Here is an 18260-nt window from a genome sequence, read left to right as displayed (position 1 = left end):
GATCTCCAAAATCAGCTTTGAATCCGATTTGCGCTCTTTTGGGAATCCCAATCCTTAAATCATCACCACGACCTAGTGTCAAAATTACGGATTTCGGCGTCAAGCTACATCCGGATTTCCGCGTCAATGTTGTTTGACACCACTATCCGGAAGAGGCGGGAATTCGCGGTATTATTCGGGAAGGCCCGATTATGTCATTTAGAGCAGTGGTTTAGCTGAATCGCTAATGCTTGCTGCTGGTGTAAAAACGGAACCAAGTTTGGCCCAAACACCTCTTAGAAACACCTGATTTTCAGGGAAAGCGGAAGGCTAGAGGCCCAAAACGGAACGTGGCGTGGCCCAAATTTGAGGGAAATCAAGGCACAAAAAAACCGGGTCGAAACCCGGTTAATCTCAAGCACAGCTTCAATTTTTACGTAGGCAAGTCGGACACCAATTTTGGATATCGTTCACGTGCCACGTCTTCCAAGAATTTTGCCAACTCGGAATATCCCGGCTGGTCAAACCGTTCGAGAATTTCTGCCGATAGTCGACCGAAAAACACCGAGGCTCGAACCCGACGATTTGTTGGTGTAACAGCGAGAAATGCCTGAAGGGCAACTATCACTGCTGTCGCCCCATTTTTCGCGATCCCAAAACCGATATCGGCAACTTGTATCCAATCATCTGAGGTATACCCCTCCAAGTCAGGTTCGGACCCGTCCCGGACGACTGCACCGAGAAGTTCGGCAAAATGTGCCGCCGCCTGCAAAGGGAAATCGTCGAGCCAGCCGACCTGCGTTTTGCTTCCGCGCATCCGGTTGATCACATAGTCCTGGAGACGGGCAGGGGCATTCGACCGTGCCACATTCACGTGAGATTCCAGTTCGTCGATTCTCGTGCGAACTTGCGTAGCGAAATCACAGGCGTTTCTTCGCAAGTTACCAAAACTGACCAAAGGAATTCCATGATCTGGGCAAGTATGGACGAATCTCAACATCCACTCGGCACGACAGTAAGCAAGGTAAAGTGAATATTTTGGGCCGATGTCGTTGAGCACGATGCCGGGCAGATGCGGCAGCGATCAGTGTCGATAAACTCCCGAGAAAATACTCCTCCATGTGTTTTAACAGTCTTACCGATTTGCAACAGCTGGCTAAAGTGCAAATGATCAGACCCTTTCCCAACAAGTTCCGCGAATAGCCCAACGTCCGTATGCCAACCTTTTGCAAGGCGGTTGAAACTGAAACCGAAATGTGCTGAAAACTCGGATGCGCTCCCAACCCCGTTCACTGCGGCAATGCGTGAGCAGAAGCTTGGCAGTGTCTCACTGGGTTCCATAGGCAGAGTCAAAGACAGTTTGGCCATTCGCTCACCCGACCTTCTTCCTTGGCCAGCGCTGCTGACGGTTACGTGCACCTACATCTTGTTCTGCCGCTGTATAGGGCTTGATGCCTTCCCAGTTCTTTACAATGAAGACATTCTCTGCTTCGTCGCGGCCGGTATTACTTTCAAAGCACTCGGCGAAATGCTTGTTCGTGATTACCCGCTCGTCTGCGTATATTGCGAGTTCAACGGCACCCCGGATCATTTGGACCATTGTGCCAAAATCCTTGTCGCAGCCGTGCATCAATCGCTGGATGAACTCTTGGTCCTCATGCAAAGAGGTCTTCATCTCGGCGTGGTCGAAGATGATCAACCGTGCGACCTCTGCCATTGTGGCAGTTCCGGCGGCACCTACCATTTTACCAAAGGGTATCTTCGTGCAGCGATTAGCCAACTGACCGAGTCTGTCTCTAACGTCCAAACGGGGACAGGAGCGCCCTGGTATCTTCTCGACCTGTCGAAGGCGATGAAGCCGATCATTTGGCAGGAGCGAGAAGCCTACGAATTCCAGAGCATCACCAATCCCAATGACGCGCATGTGTTCATGAGCGACGAGTACGTTTACGGGATTCGGGCACGGGTAAACTGTGGCTTCGGACTATGGCAGCTGGCCTACGGTGCAAGGTCTGACCTGAATTCAGAGAATTTCGCCTTGGCTCGCCAATCCATGTCTTTGTTCACGGGCGATGAAGGGCAGAAACTAGGGATTACGCCTACTCATCTGATCGTGCCGCCTGCACTGGAAGCCAAGGCCCGGACGCTGTTGATGGCGGACCAGATTGAAGGGTCGTCAAACATCTGGAAAGGGACGGCAGAATTGATCGTCTCACCATGGCTTAACTAAGGGGGCTTCTCATGGATCCGCTTACTGACATCTCTACATTGGCAGTGATTACTCAGGAGGGGCAGCCACCTTCATGGGTGAAGCTTGCGCTTCGTGGCAAGTTCATCGGCCGGGACGGGCGCAGCTTCGATGTGTCACCGGAAACGCTGGTTGAACGGTTCAACGCCGATGGAATTCCGATTCCAATTGATGTCGATCATTCAACTGTGAACAAGGCTAAACTCGGAGGCGATGCGCCTGCCGTTGGTTGGATAGAGGAGCTTTCGGCTCGTGAAGACGGGCTCTGGGGACGCGTCATCTGGTTGCCGGAAGGCGAGAGAATCCTTGCTGCAAAAACCCATCGCTTTTTGTCTCCAGCAATTCTTGAAGATAAAATCACAGGCAAGGCGACTTGGCTTCATTCTGCATCGCTGGTTGCCGCACCGGCTCTTGCGATGGGCACCCTTGCTTCAGCCGATCCAGACACTTCAAAAGCTATGACTTCAGTCGATCTGACGATTGCTTCGGCGCTTGGGCTTAGTGCAGATGCAACGGGCGAACAGGTCGCTGCTGAAATCACTTTGCTAGTCGCGAAAAGCAATGGCTTTGAGGCGCATTTAAATGCCCTTCAAAGTGCCTTCAAATCCCTTTCAAGTGAGGTCGCAAACTCACGGTCTGAACGGATAAATCAAAAGGTAGAAGATGCAATCCGCTGTGGCACGATCACACCTGCCTTAAAGGATTTCTGCATAACTTTGGCGAGTTCCAGCGAGGAACTCTTCGATCAGTTTTGCGTGAAAATGGGGACGCCTTTTGCTTATCTTCAGAAAACGACGATTCCAGATCGAATGGAAGGAGGCGTTCATTCAACAGGTGTGAAATTGACCACGTTGAACAGCGACGCAACTCGAATAGCTAACCAACTCGGCATCCAAGTTGATAGCTTGTTTCGAGGTTAGACCGAAATTTCATTTTTCCGGAACTTGGTGTCAAAATTCCGGAACCTGCCGTCAAGCTACAAACATGACTGAAAATTACGTGATGGTGGGCCCGGAGGGACTCGAACCCCCAACCAAGCGGTTATGAGCCGCCGGCTCTAACCATTGAGCTACAGGCCCGCGCCTTACGATAAAGGCACAGCGAAGGGCGCAATGGTTCGCTCCGTCGCTTGGAAACGGGCTGTAACGCAAAAACCGGTTGTCAGCAAGTGTTGCCGTAATGGCTACACAATCGGGGTGCAGCTATCATTCCTGTTCCACAGCGTTTGGTGTACGGAGCCTGTCCTCTCTGCGCGGCAGAGGTCAGGCCGCATCAATCTTCGAGTCAGGCATTACAATGTTTGTGCAGACTTAAAATCATAAACGGAGAAATTCATGTCCTTCCGTCGTCGTCCAGCCGTTCCTGCTAAAGCAACTGCCCTCGCGCTGATGGCCAACCTTGTGCTGCCTGCCGTTTCGTTTGCGCAGGCGCCGCCTACACCACCGCAACCAAGGGCGATCATCGTTTCAGGTGAGGGAACTGCCAGCATCGCGCCGGACATGGCCATCGTCAATCTTTCGGTCACGCGCATGGCGGAAACGGCTCAGGCAGCGCTTGCCCAGAACAATGAGGCTGTGCGAACGGTGCTCGACGCGCTGAAGGCGAGCGGAGTAGCGGATCGGGATATCCAGACCGGCGATTTCTCGATTTTTCCGCGCTACAGTGACCGGCAGCCCACGCCACAAAACACCAATCAACAACCGGTCATTATCGGGTATCAGGTCACGAATTCCCTGACTGTTCGTGTGCGGGAATTGTCGAAGCTGGGCGCGCTGATCGATCAATCCGTGAAACTCGGCGTCAATCAGGGCGGACAGATCACCTTCACCAACCATGAGCCGAAAGCTGCCTATCAGAATGCGCGGCGCAAGGCCGTCGAAGATGCAATGGAAAAGGCGAAGACCTTGGCCGAAGCCGCCGGAGTGACGCTCGGGCCTGTCGCGACTATTTCAGAAACAAACCTGCAGCCGGTTGCGCCTGCTCCAATGATGCGAATGGCGATGGCGAAGGAGGCCGATTCCGTGCCTGTCGCGGGAGGTGAAACTACCTATACGGTGACTGTCGAAATGCGGTTCGATATCCGACCCTAACGAGGTGCCAAGCAATCCCGACTGAAACCGGGATTGCTTGAAGGATGCAATATCGCAGCGTAGGGCAATCCAAGTGCTGCAAAACGCCCGCTGGATCGTTCGGCGATACGTTAAATTGCGAACATAATGCGGAGTTTGCGCTCATCTCTTAGACCGCGGCGGTAGAGGTCCATCATAGTCGTGGCCAGCATCTTCGCCTCAATGTCAGTCTTGGCGTAACCCTGCTTTCGCAGCGCACGATTGAACAAGCGCTGCAACATCGCAAGCTCATAAGGCATGAGGACACCCTCAGGCGCCGGATAATCGAAATTGATTGCAACAACTCCAGAACCTGTACCACCTGGTACCGATGCTTGTGATTCAGCATAGTTCAATGTGCGTTGATCTTCCAAGTTCCCTGCCGTGCACATTGCAAATTTGCAACCTTATATCTTGAATTTTCAACATGCCCCAAAATGAAACAATTCACGACAGACTAGTCCGAAATACCGTGTTTATCAAAGAGAGAATTGCTCAATGAGTCTTCATGTCCTTGCTTTTGGTATACGAAGGCTTCTCGATTTATCATATTTGTTCCGAAGTGATACATGAAAAATTGAGATGACAACCAAATTCCGCCACTGTCTTATGGCGGACGATCTTGCCCAGATAGAACTGGTTGGAGACCGGATATGCGCACGTTTGTTCTGCTTGGTTTGGTGTGTCTTGCTGCGCCCGCTTTCGCTGCCGGGGAGTCAAAGGTTGCTGTCAATGTGCCTGCAGTCAATGTAGCACCACCTTCCGCAGCAGCTCGTGCGTTGTTGGAACCGAAGTTGAAGATCCGGGATGCGCCGCCCGGTACCGCACCGCGGGTGGCGTTGACGTTTGACGCGTGCATGGGGCAGGCCGACAGTCGCATTCTCTCCACGCTCGTCTACGAACGTATTCCGGCGACCCTATTCGTCACGGCGCGGTGGCTTCGAAATAACGAGGAAGCCATTGCGATCCTGCGTGCGCATCCCGACCTGTTCGACATTGAGAACCACGGGGAAAATCATGTTCCTGCTGTGGATGTGCCAGTCAAGATCTATGGAATTCCGGCAGCCGGCAGCATTGCCGCTGTGGAACGGGAGGTGGCCGCTGGTGCCGCAGCGGTAAAAGCTGCGGGATTTTCACAGCCTCGCTGGTTTCGCGGCGCGACTGCCAAATATGACGTGAGCGCAATTCGGCAGATTCGGCAAATGGGATACAAGATTGCCGGCTACTCCCTGAACGGCGATGGTGGCTCTCTGCTGGGAGCGGCAATGACGGAACGCAAGATCTCTGGTGCAAAGGATGGCGATGTCGTCATCGCTCACATCAACCAGCCGACGCATGAGGCTGGGGCTGGGGTGGTTCGGGGTATCATGGCCCTGAAGCACAAGGGAATAGCATTCGTGAGATTATCTGAGGTCGACGGCGTGGGCGATGCTGGCACGACGCAGTAGAGCCAATTCTGTAGTTGCTGTGACCGGGTTACGGTGTAGCGCGCAAGAGGTCGCGCCGTGAAGGCGTGTGTCTCAAATCGGGACTTTTTGCGTTTCGACGATTGGACTGGGTGTTGTGTCAACCGTTTCGTCGAAACGACTTCGTGTTGTGTGCGAGGCTTTCATCAAGTCGGGCGTAGAATTCATCTGCGCGGGTCTGGTGCATCTGGAGTTGCAGTCGGCTAACTTCAGTTTCTGCGACCTGCTTCATCAGATCCTGAAGCGAATCTTCCGCCACGCCGTCTGCACGCATCACCATCAGGATCAAAGGATCCGCCGTCAGTTCTTTCAGGGTCAGTTCGTGTTCCATATCTCCGTCCTCCTTCAGTCGAATCGACGATGAAGCACGATTGCGACGAAAATGAATCAGAGGTCTTCAATTCAACAGTGGCTTGCAATTTAGATCGTCCACAGACCTTGCAGGAACACTTGTCTACAGGTCGGGTAAATTCCGCCGGTAAAGTGTTTTGATTCCAGAGCCTTCACGAGACTTTTACTCTCGGCATCTATTGTGGACATCCTGTGGAGGACTTGTGCCGGGCGATTGAAGGTTGCCAGAATGTTCACAGATGTTCCGACGTCGCTGCTGAACGTATTTTTGCGAGTTCGGTGCGGTCGATCTCGGGGTAGGAATGGCTCGGGTCCGGTGACGACTGGTGGCCAATCCGGTTGGAACTGAAGTGCGCATTGGCCGTTTTCGAGACGAAGAAGACGGGAGGGCGACATGATGAGGAAATTCCTGCAGGTTTTGATGAGGCAGGCGGACGCGATGCAGGTGGAGGATCTCCAAGCTGCAACGGGAACCTACGCAGACGGATTGTTTCCCCTAACACGGGAAGAGGCACCAGAGACGCGGGCCGACAGAATGCGTCACTCGTATCAGCGCGATAAATCTGCTGCATCGAAACTGGCAGACAGCTTTCCAGCCTTCAGCTGATCCGGAGCTGCTGTCGCTGTGCCTGGCGGATTGATGCGCGACATGCTTTAGCCCGAGCGCTGTCACCCACCCGCGACTATCTATATCAATATTCTTGTATAATTGCCTGAGCGCTCTATAAACTGGGAAGTCAGAAATGCGGGGCGCAGGGGTATTACATGTTTCGACGGGCCGGGCTGTCCGGAGAGGATATCGAAGAGCTATTCAATCACTCTCCCAACCCCTATGTCATCGTCGATCCGGACCTCGTCATCGTAGGGATGAATGACGCCTATCTGACGACCACCATGCAGTCGCGCGAAAAGCTGCTCGGTCGCAATATGTTCGATGCGTTTCCGAGTGATCCCGACAGCGCCAGCGGACGGATGCTTCGGCAATCCTTTGCAAAGGTACTAAAGACGCGACAGGTTGATCACCTTGCACTCATTCCCTACCCAATTGCCCGCCCTGACGGAACTATGGCGGAGTTGTTCTGGAGTGCGACGCACACCCCGGTTCTTGGTGAAGACGGACACGTTCGATTCATTCTTCAGCATACGGTTGATGTGACCGAATTGCATTTGCTGCGCCAATCGACGACCGGCTTTGATGTACAGACTGGCGTGATGCGCCGTGCCGACGCCGTGTCTGGCGAAAACCTGGCACTTGGCAGGGAGCGCGAATATCTGCGCAGCCTCTTCGAACAGGCGCCGGGTTTTATGGCCATCCTGCGAGGCCCGCAACATATCTTCGAAATAGCTAACGCAGCCTATAAGACGCTTGTGGGACGTGAAGATCTGATCGGTAAGAGTGTTCGGGACGCTCTGCCGGATATTGATGGGCAGGGATTTTACGAGCTTCTCGATCAAGTTTACTCAACCGGGCAGGGCTACAGTGCGTCCGGTGCCCGCGTCCTGCTGCGGCGGGGCGCCGGAACTTCTGCCGACGAGATTTTCTTAGACTTTATCTATGAACCCTTACGCGACGAGACAGAGGCTGTCACCGGTATCTTCGTTCAGGGGCATGAGGTAACCGAGGTCCGCCGCGCGCAAGATGCTGCGAGAGAAAGCGAAGAGCGTTTCCGCACGCTGGCTGAAGCCGTGCCGAACCACGTCTGGACAGCCATACCGGCGGGTATACTCGACTGGTGTAATCTGCAGATGGCGCAATATATCGGGATCGAGTCGGCCGATCCTCCGCCGTCGGACCTGCTGGCAGGAGCCTTGCATCCGGATGATTTGCAGCGTGTTCGGGATGTGTGGGCCGCATCCGTTGCCAGCGGCGCGCAGTTCCAGGCCGAAGCGCGGGTGAGATGCCATGAAGGGAACTACCGTTGGTTCCTTTCGCGCGCCGTCGCTATTCGCAATGCCGATGGCGCCATTGTGCGCTGGGTTGGCACGAGCACAGATATCGAGGACCAGAAGAAGACCGAGACTCGTCTTGAAACTCTGGCGACGACCCTCGAAAGCCGTGTCGAGGAACGCACCGCCGAACTACTGAAAACGCAGGAGGTTCTGCGTCAGAGCCAGAAGATGGAGGCGATCGGGAACCTTGCTGGCGGGATCGCGCATGATTTCAACAATCTGCTGCAGGTCATTACCGGCAATCTTCAGCTTCTGGGGCGTGAGCTTCCCGAAAGCGACCAGACGGAACGTCGGCTCAACAATGCGCTTGCCGCTGCCGCCCGCGGCGCAAGGCTCGCATCGCAGCTTCTCTCCTTCGGTCGCCGGCAGCCGCTTGCGCCCAAGGTCGTCAATCTCGGACGGCTTGTGCGGGAAATGGACCACCTCGTGCGCCGCAGTCTGGGCGAGGCGATTGAGATCGACACGATTGTCAGCGGCGGTTTGTGGAATACACTCGTCGATCCATCCAATGTCGAAAACGCATTGCTGAATCTGGCTATCAATGCGCGGGATGCCATGGATGGACGCGGTCGACTGACCATCGAACTCGGCAATGCCTATCTGGATGATCGTTACGCGCAGAACGCCTTCGATGTCGAGGCGGGTCAGTATGTCATGCTGGCTGTCAGCGATACGGGCTGCGGCATGCCGCCTGATGTGCTTGCACGCGCATTCGACCCGTTCTTTACCACGAAGCCTGAAGGCAAGGGCACGGGGCTGGGCCTTTCAATGGTCTATGGCTTCGTGAAACAGTCGGGCGGGCATATCAACATATACAGCGAGGAAGGCAGCGGAACGACGGTACGCATCTATCTGCCACGTTCCATGCAGGCAGAGGATATGCTTGCCGAAGAAACGGCAGGTGACATTGCAGGCGGCAGCGAGACTGTACTGGTTGTCGAGGACGATGACGCTGTCAGGGACATTACCGTTTCGATGCTGGCCGATCTCGGATACACCGTCCTCAAAGCGCGTGATGCAGACAGCGGGCTTGCTATCATCGAGAGCGGAGTTTCAATCGATCTTCTGTTCACCGATGTAGTCATGCCGGGTCGTCTGAAAAGCAGCGAGCTTGCAAGAAAAGCAAAGGAGCGTCGCCCGGATATCGAGGTTCTGTTCACCTCGGGTTATACTGAGAACTCGATTGTCCATGGTGGTCGGCTTGACCCCGGTGTCAACCTGCTCAGCAAGCCCTATGGGCGGGAGACACTGGCCCGCAAGATCCGGATGCTGCTGGACAAAGCCAAGGAACGTCAGGCAAGCGCCGAGGCCCCTAAATCGCGTCAGCAACCGTCGGCTCCCACGTCATCGATTCGTGTCCTTCTGTGTGAAGATGAAGCGCTGATCCGCATTTCCACGGCCGACTATCTGCAGGATTTCGGCATGGTCGTTGTCGAGGCTGGCAACGGCAAGGAAGCGATGGAAGCCATCGATGGTGCCGCGATCGACATTCTAGTGACCGACGTGCATCTGCCGGACATGAACGGATTGCAACTCATCCGCAAGCTCAGAGAAGGGCATCCGAATTTGCCCGTCATCTTTGCAACAGGTGATCTGCATGTGCCCGGCTCGGAAGGTCTGGACCAGGCGAGCCTGATTACCAAGCCCTATGATTATGATTTCCTGGCCGCACGCATTCGGGACATGGTCGGGCGCAACCGATAGGTCAATCCCTCGCCACTTGCCGTGACGGTGGAAAATCAACGAAGGCTCATAATCGGCAGGCTAATAGGCTAGCGCGTTAACGGTTTATTTGCTTATTCTTCCTCGACAACATCATACCTTGGGGGTCGAGGGGAATGCGTAAACTGCTGTTGCTCAGCGCTTTGGGGGCAATGTGCCTTTTGCCGTCATGTTATTCCTTGTCAAAGGAAGAATGCGTCGCGGCCAATTGGAAAGTCATCGGCGATACGGATGGGGCGGCAGGCTATAATCCGCAAAGCCGCTTTGCGGATCACGTCAAATCTTGCGAACGCGTCAAGGTCGTTCCGGACCAGACGACCTGGTATCAGGGCTTCCAGGAAGGGATCAAGCGCTACTGTACGCCGCTGAGCGGCGCTCAGCGTGGAGAAGCAGGCGACGGCTACAACAATGTGTGCCCGCCGGATCTGGAGCCGGGTTTCATGCGTGGCTATACGCTGGGCAAGCGGGTTCATGAAGTGCGTGAGCGCATGAATTCCATCCGGTCCAGCATCAGTTCGCGCGAACAGGATACCGATCAGCGCTACCGCGAACTCAAGAATGCGAAGGATCAGGATCGTCGTGCAATTCAGATGCGCATCGACGATAACGACTTCGAAATCCGCCGTCTGCGTCGCGAGGCGGATGATCTGAGCTACGATCTGTCCAACGCAGAGCGGGATCTCGCTGCTTTCCGCATGAACCCGCAAGGCGACATGCGACCGCCGGTCCGGCGCTACTGATTGAATATGGAGCCTCCGCTGGAAAATGGCGGAGGCTTTTCTCTTTCAGAGCGTGGCTCCGTTTTCGGCGATCACCTTGGTCAGGCTGCCTGTCGCCGGGAACAGCGGAATGAGACAAGCCTGGAATGCGTGATAGATATCGCCCTTGCCGGGGAACAGCGTATTTGCCGGCTTAAGATCCTCCGTCGTCTCTTCGAACCAGCCCCCGTTGTCACGATCGATGAAATGGGCGGCGATCGTTGACCAGAGCTTGCGATAGCTTTCCTCGTGGAAACTGTTCGGCACATGATGATTGAGAAAGTGCGCGGCTCCAGCGGCTTCGCACATGGGCCACCAGAGCTTGGACCGCTTGTCCGGATTATCCTGCCAGTCCAGCGTATAGAAGAAGCCGCCCTTCGCGGTGTCCCAGCCTAGCGTCATGGACCGTTCAAACAGGGCTTCAGCCGCCTGCGGCATCCAGCTTTGCGCCTTGCCGCCCAGCGCGTAGAGTTGCAGCAGCAACCGCGCCCATTCCAGCCAATGGCCGGGAGTGGTGCCTGCCGGACGAAACATTTCGTTAGGATGATAATATGTGCGGTCGACAGCCCAGTCTTCCGAGAAATGTTCAGCGACGCGAAAGCCTTCTTCACGGGCGCGACGGTTGATGAGAAGATCTGCTATGCGCTCTGCCTTCTGCAGATAGTGCCGCTCGTCGGTCGCCTCGAACGCCGCCATCAGGCTTTCCGTCAGATGCATGTTGGAATTCTGGCCGCGATAGCCCGGAACCGGCTGCCAATCTTCAGAAAACTCCTCAGCGATGGCGCCGTGTTGCTCTTCCCAGAATTTCCTTTCCAAGACTTCGGTAATGTCTGCCAGCATTCTGTCCGCCAGCGGGTGGCCTATAACCTTGGCGGAAGAGGCGGCGAGCAAAACGAAAGCGTGGCCATAGCCCTGCTTTGAAGCATCCGCCGCACCTTCGTCATTGGCCTGCCAGAAATAGCCGCCATGTTTCTGGTCGCGGTGCTTCTCCCAGAGATAGCGCATGCCGTGATCCACAACATCCGCTGCACCCGGGCGACCCAGAAGATCGGCGATGGCAAAGCAATGCACCATGCGGGCGCTGGCGTGGATGCCGCGTGCCGGATTATTTGTGTCGAGCGGTATGCCTGTCGGATTGAGATCGTAAAATCCGCCCTTCGGATTGATGGCCCGGTACTGGAAGAAATCCATCAGGCCTTCCGCCTGCGCCATCAGCCATGTGCGATGATAGGGGCGCGCAGCCCAGTTCGAAGGGTTGTGGCCGGCTGCACTCATCGACGATCTCCGGGGTTTGGAACTTTGAACAGAAAATGCGTATATCCGTTAGACAGGAAACTGTCATGCTCATGTCTGCGATATCAGTCGGTTAGATTGACATAAAGATATCTTTATGTGATTAAGCGAGCAGAGAATAAGGTGGTTTGAGGAGATGCCCGTGTTTGATCAGTTGTTTGGTCCCGAAGGTGCGTCACGAGATGGCAACGAGATGTTCGAAGCGCTGGCAAAGGCTGCGCGCGAACGGATTCTCATTCTCGACGGCGCCATGGGAACGCAGATCCAGGGGCTGGGCTTCGATGAAGATCATTTTCGGGGTGATCGCTTTATCGGTTGCGCCTGTCATCAGCAGGGCAACAACGACCTTTTGATCCTGACCCAACCACAGGCCATCGAAGATATTCACTATCGCTATGCCAAGGCTGGCGCAGACATCATCGAGACGAATACCTTTTCCTCGACCCGCATTGCCCAGGCCGATTACCAGATGGAAGGCGCGGTCTACGATCTCAACAAGGAAGGCGCACAGGTCGTCCGCCGCGCCATCGAGCGGGCTACGCGCGAAGACGGCAAGCGCCGCTTTGTGGCGGGCGCCATCGGCCCGACGAACCGGACCGCCTCCATCTCGCCGGATGTGAACAATCCCGGCTATCGTGCTGTGACGTTCGATGATTTGCGATTGGCCTATGCCGAGCAGATCGACGGACTGATCGATGGCGGTGCCGATATCATTCTGATCGAGACGATCTTCGATACTTTGAACGCGAAGGCGGCAATTTTCGCTTGCGAAGAGCGCTTTATCGCCAAGGGCATCCGCCTGCCGGTGATGATCTCCGGTACGATTACCGACCTCTCGGGTCGCACGCTGTCCGGCCAGACGCCAACGGCGTTCTGGAACTCCGTCAGCCATGCGCGGCCGTTCACCGTCGGTTTCAACTGCGCGCTCGGTGCCGACGCCATGCGGCCGCATTTGCAGGAAGTTTCCGCTGTCGCGGATACCTTCATCTGTGCCTATCCGAATGCCGGCCTGCCCAACGAGTTCGGCCAGTACGACCAGTCGCCGGAGGCCATGGCGAAGCAGGTTCGCGAATTCGCCAAGGAAGGTCTGGTCAATGTCGTTGGCGGCTGCTGCGGTTCGACGCCGGACCATATTCGCGCGATTGCCGAGGCCGTGGCTGAATTCAAGCCGCGCCAGGTGCCGGAGCACCGCTCCTTGATGTCGCTGTCCGGTCTGGAGCCCTTCACGCTGACCAAGGACATTCCCTTCGTCAACGTCGGTGAGCGCACCAACGTGACGGGTTCGGCCAAATTCCGCAAGCTGATCACCAATGCGGATTACACGGCGGCACTGGCCGTTGCTCGCGATCAGGTGGAAAATGGCGCGCAGATCATCGACATCAACATGGACGAAGGCCTGATCGATTCCGGCCGCGCCATGGTGGAGTTCCTGAACCTCATTGCTGCCGAACCGGATATCGCTCGCGTGCCGGTGATGATCGACAGTTCCAAGTTCGAGATTATCGAAGGCGGCCTGAAGTGCGTTCAGGGTAAGGCAATCGTCAATTCCATTTCGCTGAAGGAAGGCGAAGAGAATTTCGTCAAGCAGGCTCGGCTCATTCGTGCCTTCGGTGCCGCTGTTGTCGTGATGGCCTTTGACGAAACGGGGCAGGCGGACACCTACGATCGCAAGGTGGAAATCTGCCGTCGCGCCTACAAGATCCTTACGGAAGAGGTGGGCTTCCCGCCGGAAGACATCATTTTCGATCCCAACGTGTTCGCGGTCGCAACCGGAATCGAAGAGCACAATAACTACGGTGTCGATTTCATCGAGGCGACGCGCACGATCCGCAAGGAAATGCCGCTGGTCCATATCTCTGGTGGCGTATCCAACCTGTCCTTCTCGTTCCGTGGCAACGAGCCGGTACGCGAAGCCATGCATGCCGTATTCCTATACCACGCCATTCAGGCGGGCATGGACATGGGCATCGTCAATGCCGGTCAGCTTGCGATCTATGAGAACATTGATCCCGAACTGCGCGAGGCCTGCGAAGACGCTGTGCTGAACCGTCGTGCGGATTCGACCGAGCGCCTCTTGGAAATCGCAGAACGCTTCCGCGGCACCGGCGCCAAGGAAGCAAAGGCGCAGGATCTTGCCTGGCGGGAATGGCCGGTGGCGAAGCGCCTGGAACACGCGCTTGTCAACGGCATCACCGAGTATATCGAAGCCGATACCGAAGAAGCGCGCCTTCAGGCCGAGCGCCCGCTGCACGTGATCGAAGGTCCGCTGATGGCGGGCATGAACGTGGTGGGCGATCTGTTCGGCGCTGGCAAGATGTTCCTGCCGCAGGTGGTGAAATCCGCCCGCGTGATGAAGCAGGCGGTTGCCGTTCTGCTTCCCTATATGGAGGAAGAGAAGCGCCAGAATGGCGGCGATGAGCGTCAGGCGGCGGGCAAGGTGCTGATGGCGACTGTCAAGGGAGACGTTCACGACATCGGCAAGAACATTGTCGGCGTCGTTCTCGCCTGCAACAATTACGAGATCATCGATCTCGGCGTCATGGTGCCCGCGACGAAGATTCTCGAGGTGGCGAAAGAGCAGAAGGTGGATGTCATCGGTCTGTCCGGTCTCATCACGCCTTCGCTGGACGAGATGGTGCATGTGGCTGCCGAGATGCAAAAGCAGGGCTTCGACATCCCGCTTCTGATCGGAGGGGCCACGACCAGCCGCGTGCATACGGCGGTGAAGATCCATCCCAATTATCAGGCAGGGCAGGCGGTTTACGTGACGGATGCGAGCCGTGCAGTGGGTGTCGTCTCCAGTCTGCTGGCAGAAGGCGGCCGCGAAGACTATGTCGAGAACATTCGCGCCGAATATGCCAAGGTGGCGGCCGCCCATGCACGTGCCGAAGCCGAGAAGACGCGGCTTCCGATTGCGCGGGCGCGGGCAAACGCCCAGCAGGTGGATTGGGCAGCTTATCAGCCCACACGCCCGAGCTTCCTCGGCACGAAGGTGTTTGACGATTATTCGCTGGAAGACCTCGTGCGCTATATCGACTGGACGCCCTTCTTCCAGACGTGGGAACTGAAGGGGCGCTTCCCGGCAATTCTGGAGGATGAGAAGCAGGGTGAAGCAGCCCGCCAACTCTACGCGGATGCGCAGGCCATGCTTGCCAAGATCGTGGAGGAGAAGTGGTTCCGCCCGCGTGCTGTCATCGGTTTCTGGCCGGCGAACGCCGTGGGTGACGATATCCTTCTATTCACGGACGAAGCGCGCCGCGAGGAACTGGCGACCTTCTTCACGCTTCGCCAGCAATTGTCGAAGCGGGACGGGCGGCCCAACGTGGCACTTGCGGATTTCGTGGCACCGAAGGATAGCGGCAAGACGGACTATGTCGGCGGCTTCGTCGTCACAGCTGGCATCGAGGAAGTGGTGATTGCCGAACGCTTCGAGCGGGCGAACGACGATTACTCCTCCATCATGGTGAAGGCACTGGCCGACCGTTTTGCGGAAGCCTTTGCCGAGCGCATGCATGAGCAGGTGCGCCGCGAGTATTGGGGCTATGCCAAGGACGAGCAATTCTCGAATGAGGAACTCGTCGCCGAAGCCTATGCCGGTATCCGCCCGGCACCCGGTTACCCGGCCCAGCCGGATCATACCGAAAAGCGGACCTTGTTCGATCTGCTGGATGCGGAAAAGACGACCGGTGTGACACTGACGGAAAGCTATGCCATGTGGCCCGGCTCTTCCGTCTCCGGCCTCTACATCGGTCACCCCGACAGCTATTACTTTGGCGTTGCCAAGGTGGAACGTGACCAGGTGGAAGACTATGCGCGCCGCAAGGGCATGGAGATCGCAGACGTTGAACGTTGGCTTGGACCGGTGCTGAACTACGTTCCTTCCAAGCTGGAGACGGAAGAGGCGGCTTGAACAAGGTGATGTCGCGTAACTTGCTGCAGCGGTCTTGTGATAACGACATAGGCTGAAACAAAGATTTACAGCGTTCGAATGATTGCTGCACGGTCGAGTGAGGGCTGCTTGGTGGGCTTTTGTTGAACATCTTTACTGTTGGTCTCGCTACCTCCGTCGTTCTGCTTTCTCTGTGAAAATGGAAGGCCATCTTAGTCGGCTCTTGTCGTCTCGTGTCAACAATTTACCTCTTCTGCCGCAGTTGGCAGGTGTGAGTCTGGCAACGAGTCCAGGATGTGCGTGAAGCACCTTCCTTCCTCACCGCCTTCAAATTTTTGACCTGTGTTTCTCGGGAAATAGACGATCGCGCATAATGATGCGGTGCAACATCGTATGGCATCATAAATTTATATTTTTTCATTTATCGGATTTACTTGTTGTGACTCAGATGTACACCGCTTTTGATGGGTTAACTGATGCGAAAACTTCGTTCTCTTGTCTTTTTGCAGCCATTGATGTCAGAAGCTGTCGCAACCGCGCTACGCTTTACTTTGACTGTTTATGGACTTCTTTACCTTGCGGTTAAATGGTTTCACTATGAGACAGTGATTGACGTGAAGTCGAAACCTTAATTTTGATGGTCTATTTTTGTTGTAAAGCGCTATTTATGTTCACAAAATCGATTAACGGAAATTCATTTAATTATAATAATTGGATATAACGATGCCTCTCTTCATATAAAATCCATTTCTTCGACTTTTTAGTTGAATTTCTATTAAAATTATATTTGGATAGCTTTACTGGTTGTTAGTTATTTTCTGAGGGAGAAGAGTATGGCGATATCCGGAGCATCTTCAGTAAATGGTGGCGTAAGAAGACCGCCAGTTGAGCAGGACGGCAATGGGGGGCGTAAGGACGCGGACCCTTCAAAAGTTAGCGTAAGGAAATATACTCCATCCAGTCAGGATATTCAGGTAGAAAGGTTCGGGCAGGGTCCTCAATCGAGGAAGATCGAACCACATTCATTTTATCAGCCTAGACATGAAGGTAGCAAGCATGACGAAGGTAACCATCGATTTGGTGGTGACCACAGGTCGACTTATACGCAGTTTAGCACTCAGCGCAGCTTAGGCCCTGAGAGTACGGTGGGTCACGGCCCTGAAGGCCAAAACGATCCGGCTTTGATGGGCCCCGATGGTAAGGTTAATGAACGGCTCAAGGGTAAGGACGGTAAGTTCGATCCAGCCTTGTTCGACAAGAACGGTGCGATCAATCCAGGCCTGAAGGGCAAGGACGGCATGTTCGATCCAGCCTTGTTCGACAAGAATGGCGCGATCAATCAGAACCTTAAGGGCAAGGACGGTCAGTTCGATCCAGCCTTGTTCGACAAGAATGGCGCGATCAATCCAGGCCTTAAGGGCAAGGATGGAATGTTCGATCCGGCCTTGTTCGACAAGAATGGCGCGATCAATCCAGGCCTTAAGGGCAAGGATGGAATGTTCGATCCAGCCTTGTTCGACAAGAACGGCGCGATCAATCAGAACCTGAAGGGCAAGGATGGTCAGTTCGATCCGGCCTTGTTCGACAAGAACGGCGCGATCAATCAGAACCTAAAGGGCAAGGATGGTCAGTTCGATCCGGCCTTGTTCGACAAGAATGGCGCGATCAATCCAGGCCTTAAGGGCAAGGACGGCATGTTCGATCCTGCCTTGTTCGACAAGAATGGCGCGATCAATCCAGGCCTTAAGGGCAAGGATGGAATGTTCGATCCAGCCTTGTTCGACAAGAACGGCGCCATCAATCAGAACCTGAAGGGCAAGGACGGCATGTTCGATCCAGCCTTGTTCGACAAGAACGGCGCGATTAATCAGAACCTGAAGGGCAAGGACGGTCAGTTCGATCCGGCCTTGTTCGACAAGAATGGCGCGATCAATCCAGGCCTTAAGGGCAAGGATGGAATGTTCGATCCGGCCTTGTTCGACAAGAATGGCGCGATCAATCCAGGCCTTAAGGGCAAGGATGGAATGTTCGATCCAGCCTTGTTCGACAAGAACGGCGCGATCAATCAGAACCTGAAGGGCAAGGATGGAATGTTCGATCCGGCCTTGTTCGACAAGAACGGCGCGATCAATCAGAACCTAAAGGGCAAGGATGGTCAGTTCGATCCGGCCTTGTTCGACAAGAATGGCGCGATCAATCCAGGCCTGAAGGGCAAGGATGGAATGTTCGATCCAGCCTTGTTCGACAAGAATGGGAAGTTTGACCCATCTTTGGTAAGTAGCAGCGATAATGGCGCGGCAGCCTAAAGTTTTTCAGAGAAAAGTGGAAACCGGTTTTCTCTGAAAAGACGAAGAAGAATAGGCAAGCTACAGTCTGTCAGGCTCGATCTGAACCTGGCAGACTGTAAGATAACTTTCTTAGCTAGGTCGTGGTGATGATTTAAGGATTGGGATTCCCAAAAGAGCGCAAATCGGATTCAAAGCTGATTTTGGAGAT

The 18260-nt window shown here is 55.0% G+C and carries 13 protein-coding genes and 1 tRNA gene; 9 read left to right on the top strand and 5 right to left on the bottom strand.

What is annotated here, in order from left to right; translation table 11 throughout:
- Nucleotides 1–412 precede the first annotated feature (412 nt).
- Nucleotides 413–853, bottom strand: coding sequence for a hypothetical protein (locus MUU53_RS21355; protein ID WP_247262683.1), 441 nt, complete (start codon nt 851–853; stop codon nt 413–415).
- Between the two features lie 363 nt (nt 854–1216).
- Here MUU53_RS21355 and MUU53_RS21350 point away from each other — a divergent pair, with 363 nt between their 5' ends.
- Entirely contained in the window at nt 1217–2209 is a 993-nt protein-coding gene (locus tag MUU53_RS21350) for a Mu-like prophage major head subunit gpT family protein (protein WP_247262682.1), read from the top strand.
- An 11-nt stretch (nt 2210–2220) separates the two neighbouring features.
- Nucleotides 2221–3147: a phage protease gene (locus MUU53_RS21345; protein ID WP_247262681.1), complete on the top strand. Its 927-nt coding sequence runs from the start codon at nt 2221–2223 to the stop codon at nt 3145–3147.
- 83 nt (nt 3148–3230) lie between these two features.
- On the opposite strand, the gene MUU53_RS21340 is transcribed toward MUU53_RS21345, so the two are convergent.
- A tRNA-Ile gene (locus MUU53_RS21340) sits at nt 3231–3306 on the bottom strand.
- Nucleotides 3307–3561: 255 nt separating this feature from the next.
- Between MUU53_RS21340 and MUU53_RS21335 the strand changes: the two genes are divergently transcribed.
- A complete protein-coding gene (locus tag MUU53_RS21335; protein ID WP_247262680.1) occupies nt 3562–4317 on the top strand; it encodes an SIMPL domain-containing protein in 756 nt (251 codons plus the stop codon).
- A 110-nt stretch (nt 4318–4427) separates the two neighbouring features.
- On the opposite strand, the gene MUU53_RS21330 is transcribed toward MUU53_RS21335, so the two are convergent.
- The gene (locus MUU53_RS21330; RefSeq protein ID WP_247262679.1) at nt 4428–4709 is read right to left on the bottom strand and encodes a hypothetical protein; all 282 of its coding nucleotides are present in this window, start codon (nt 4707–4709) and stop codon (nt 4428–4430) included.
- 279 nt (nt 4710–4988) lie between these two features.
- On the opposite strand from MUU53_RS21330, the gene MUU53_RS21325 reads away from it, so the two are divergent.
- The gene (locus MUU53_RS21325) at nt 4989–5783 is read left to right on the top strand and encodes a polysaccharide deacetylase family protein (RefSeq protein ID WP_247262678.1); all 795 of its coding nucleotides are present in this window, start codon (nt 4989–4991) and stop codon (nt 5781–5783) included.
- Between the two features lie 118 nt (nt 5784–5901).
- Here MUU53_RS21325 and MUU53_RS21320 read toward each other — a convergent pair whose 3' ends face one another.
- Complete coding sequence (locus MUU53_RS21320; RefSeq protein WP_247262677.1) at nt 5902–6132, bottom strand: hypothetical protein; 231 nt, start codon at nt 6130–6132, stop codon at nt 5902–5904.
- A gap of 414 nt (nt 6133–6546) precedes the next feature.
- On the opposite strand from MUU53_RS21320, the gene MUU53_RS21315 reads away from it, so the two are divergent.
- From MUU53_RS21315 to MUU53_RS21305, 3 genes are all read left to right on the top strand, one after another.
- Complete coding sequence (locus tag MUU53_RS21315) at nt 6547–6759, top strand: hypothetical protein (protein WP_247262676.1); 213 nt, start codon at nt 6547–6549, stop codon at nt 6757–6759.
- A 158-nt stretch (nt 6760–6917) separates the two neighbouring features.
- Nucleotides 6918–9806, top strand: coding sequence for a hybrid sensor histidine kinase/response regulator (locus MUU53_RS21310; RefSeq protein WP_247262675.1), 2889 nt, complete (start codon nt 6918–6920; stop codon nt 9804–9806).
- A 197-nt stretch (nt 9807–10003) separates the two neighbouring features.
- A complete protein-coding gene (locus tag MUU53_RS21305) occupies nt 10004–10564 on the top strand; it encodes a DUF2799 domain-containing protein (protein ID WP_244484710.1) in 561 nt (186 codons plus the stop codon).
- Between the two features lie 45 nt (nt 10565–10609).
- Here MUU53_RS21305 and MUU53_RS21300 read toward each other — a convergent pair whose 3' ends face one another.
- Complete coding sequence (locus MUU53_RS21300; RefSeq protein WP_247262674.1) at nt 10610–11857, bottom strand: AGE family epimerase/isomerase; 1248 nt, start codon at nt 11855–11857, stop codon at nt 10610–10612.
- Nucleotides 11858–12017: 160 nt separating this feature from the next.
- On the opposite strand from MUU53_RS21300, the gene metH reads away from it, so the two are divergent.
- Both metH and MUU53_RS21290 read left to right on the top strand, forming a co-directional pair.
- Nucleotides 12018–15785: a methionine synthase gene (gene metH, locus MUU53_RS21295; RefSeq protein WP_247262673.1), complete on the top strand. Its 3768-nt coding sequence runs from the start codon at nt 12018–12020 to the stop codon at nt 15783–15785.
- A gap of 1163 nt (nt 15786–16948) precedes the next feature.
- Nucleotides 16949–18070: a hypothetical protein gene (locus MUU53_RS21290; protein ID WP_247262672.1), complete on the top strand. Its 1122-nt coding sequence runs from the start codon at nt 16949–16951 to the stop codon at nt 18068–18070.
- The last annotated feature ends 190 nt before the right edge of the window (nt 18071–18260 follow it).

It is taken from the genome of Affinirhizobium lemnae (assembly GCF_022968395.1).
Lineage (GTDB): Bacteria > Pseudomonadota > Alphaproteobacteria > Rhizobiales > Rhizobiaceae > Neorhizobium > Neorhizobium lemnae.
The sequence above is the reverse complement of the archived record's forward strand: the minus strand, read 5'-3'. Positions and strand labels throughout refer to the sequence as shown.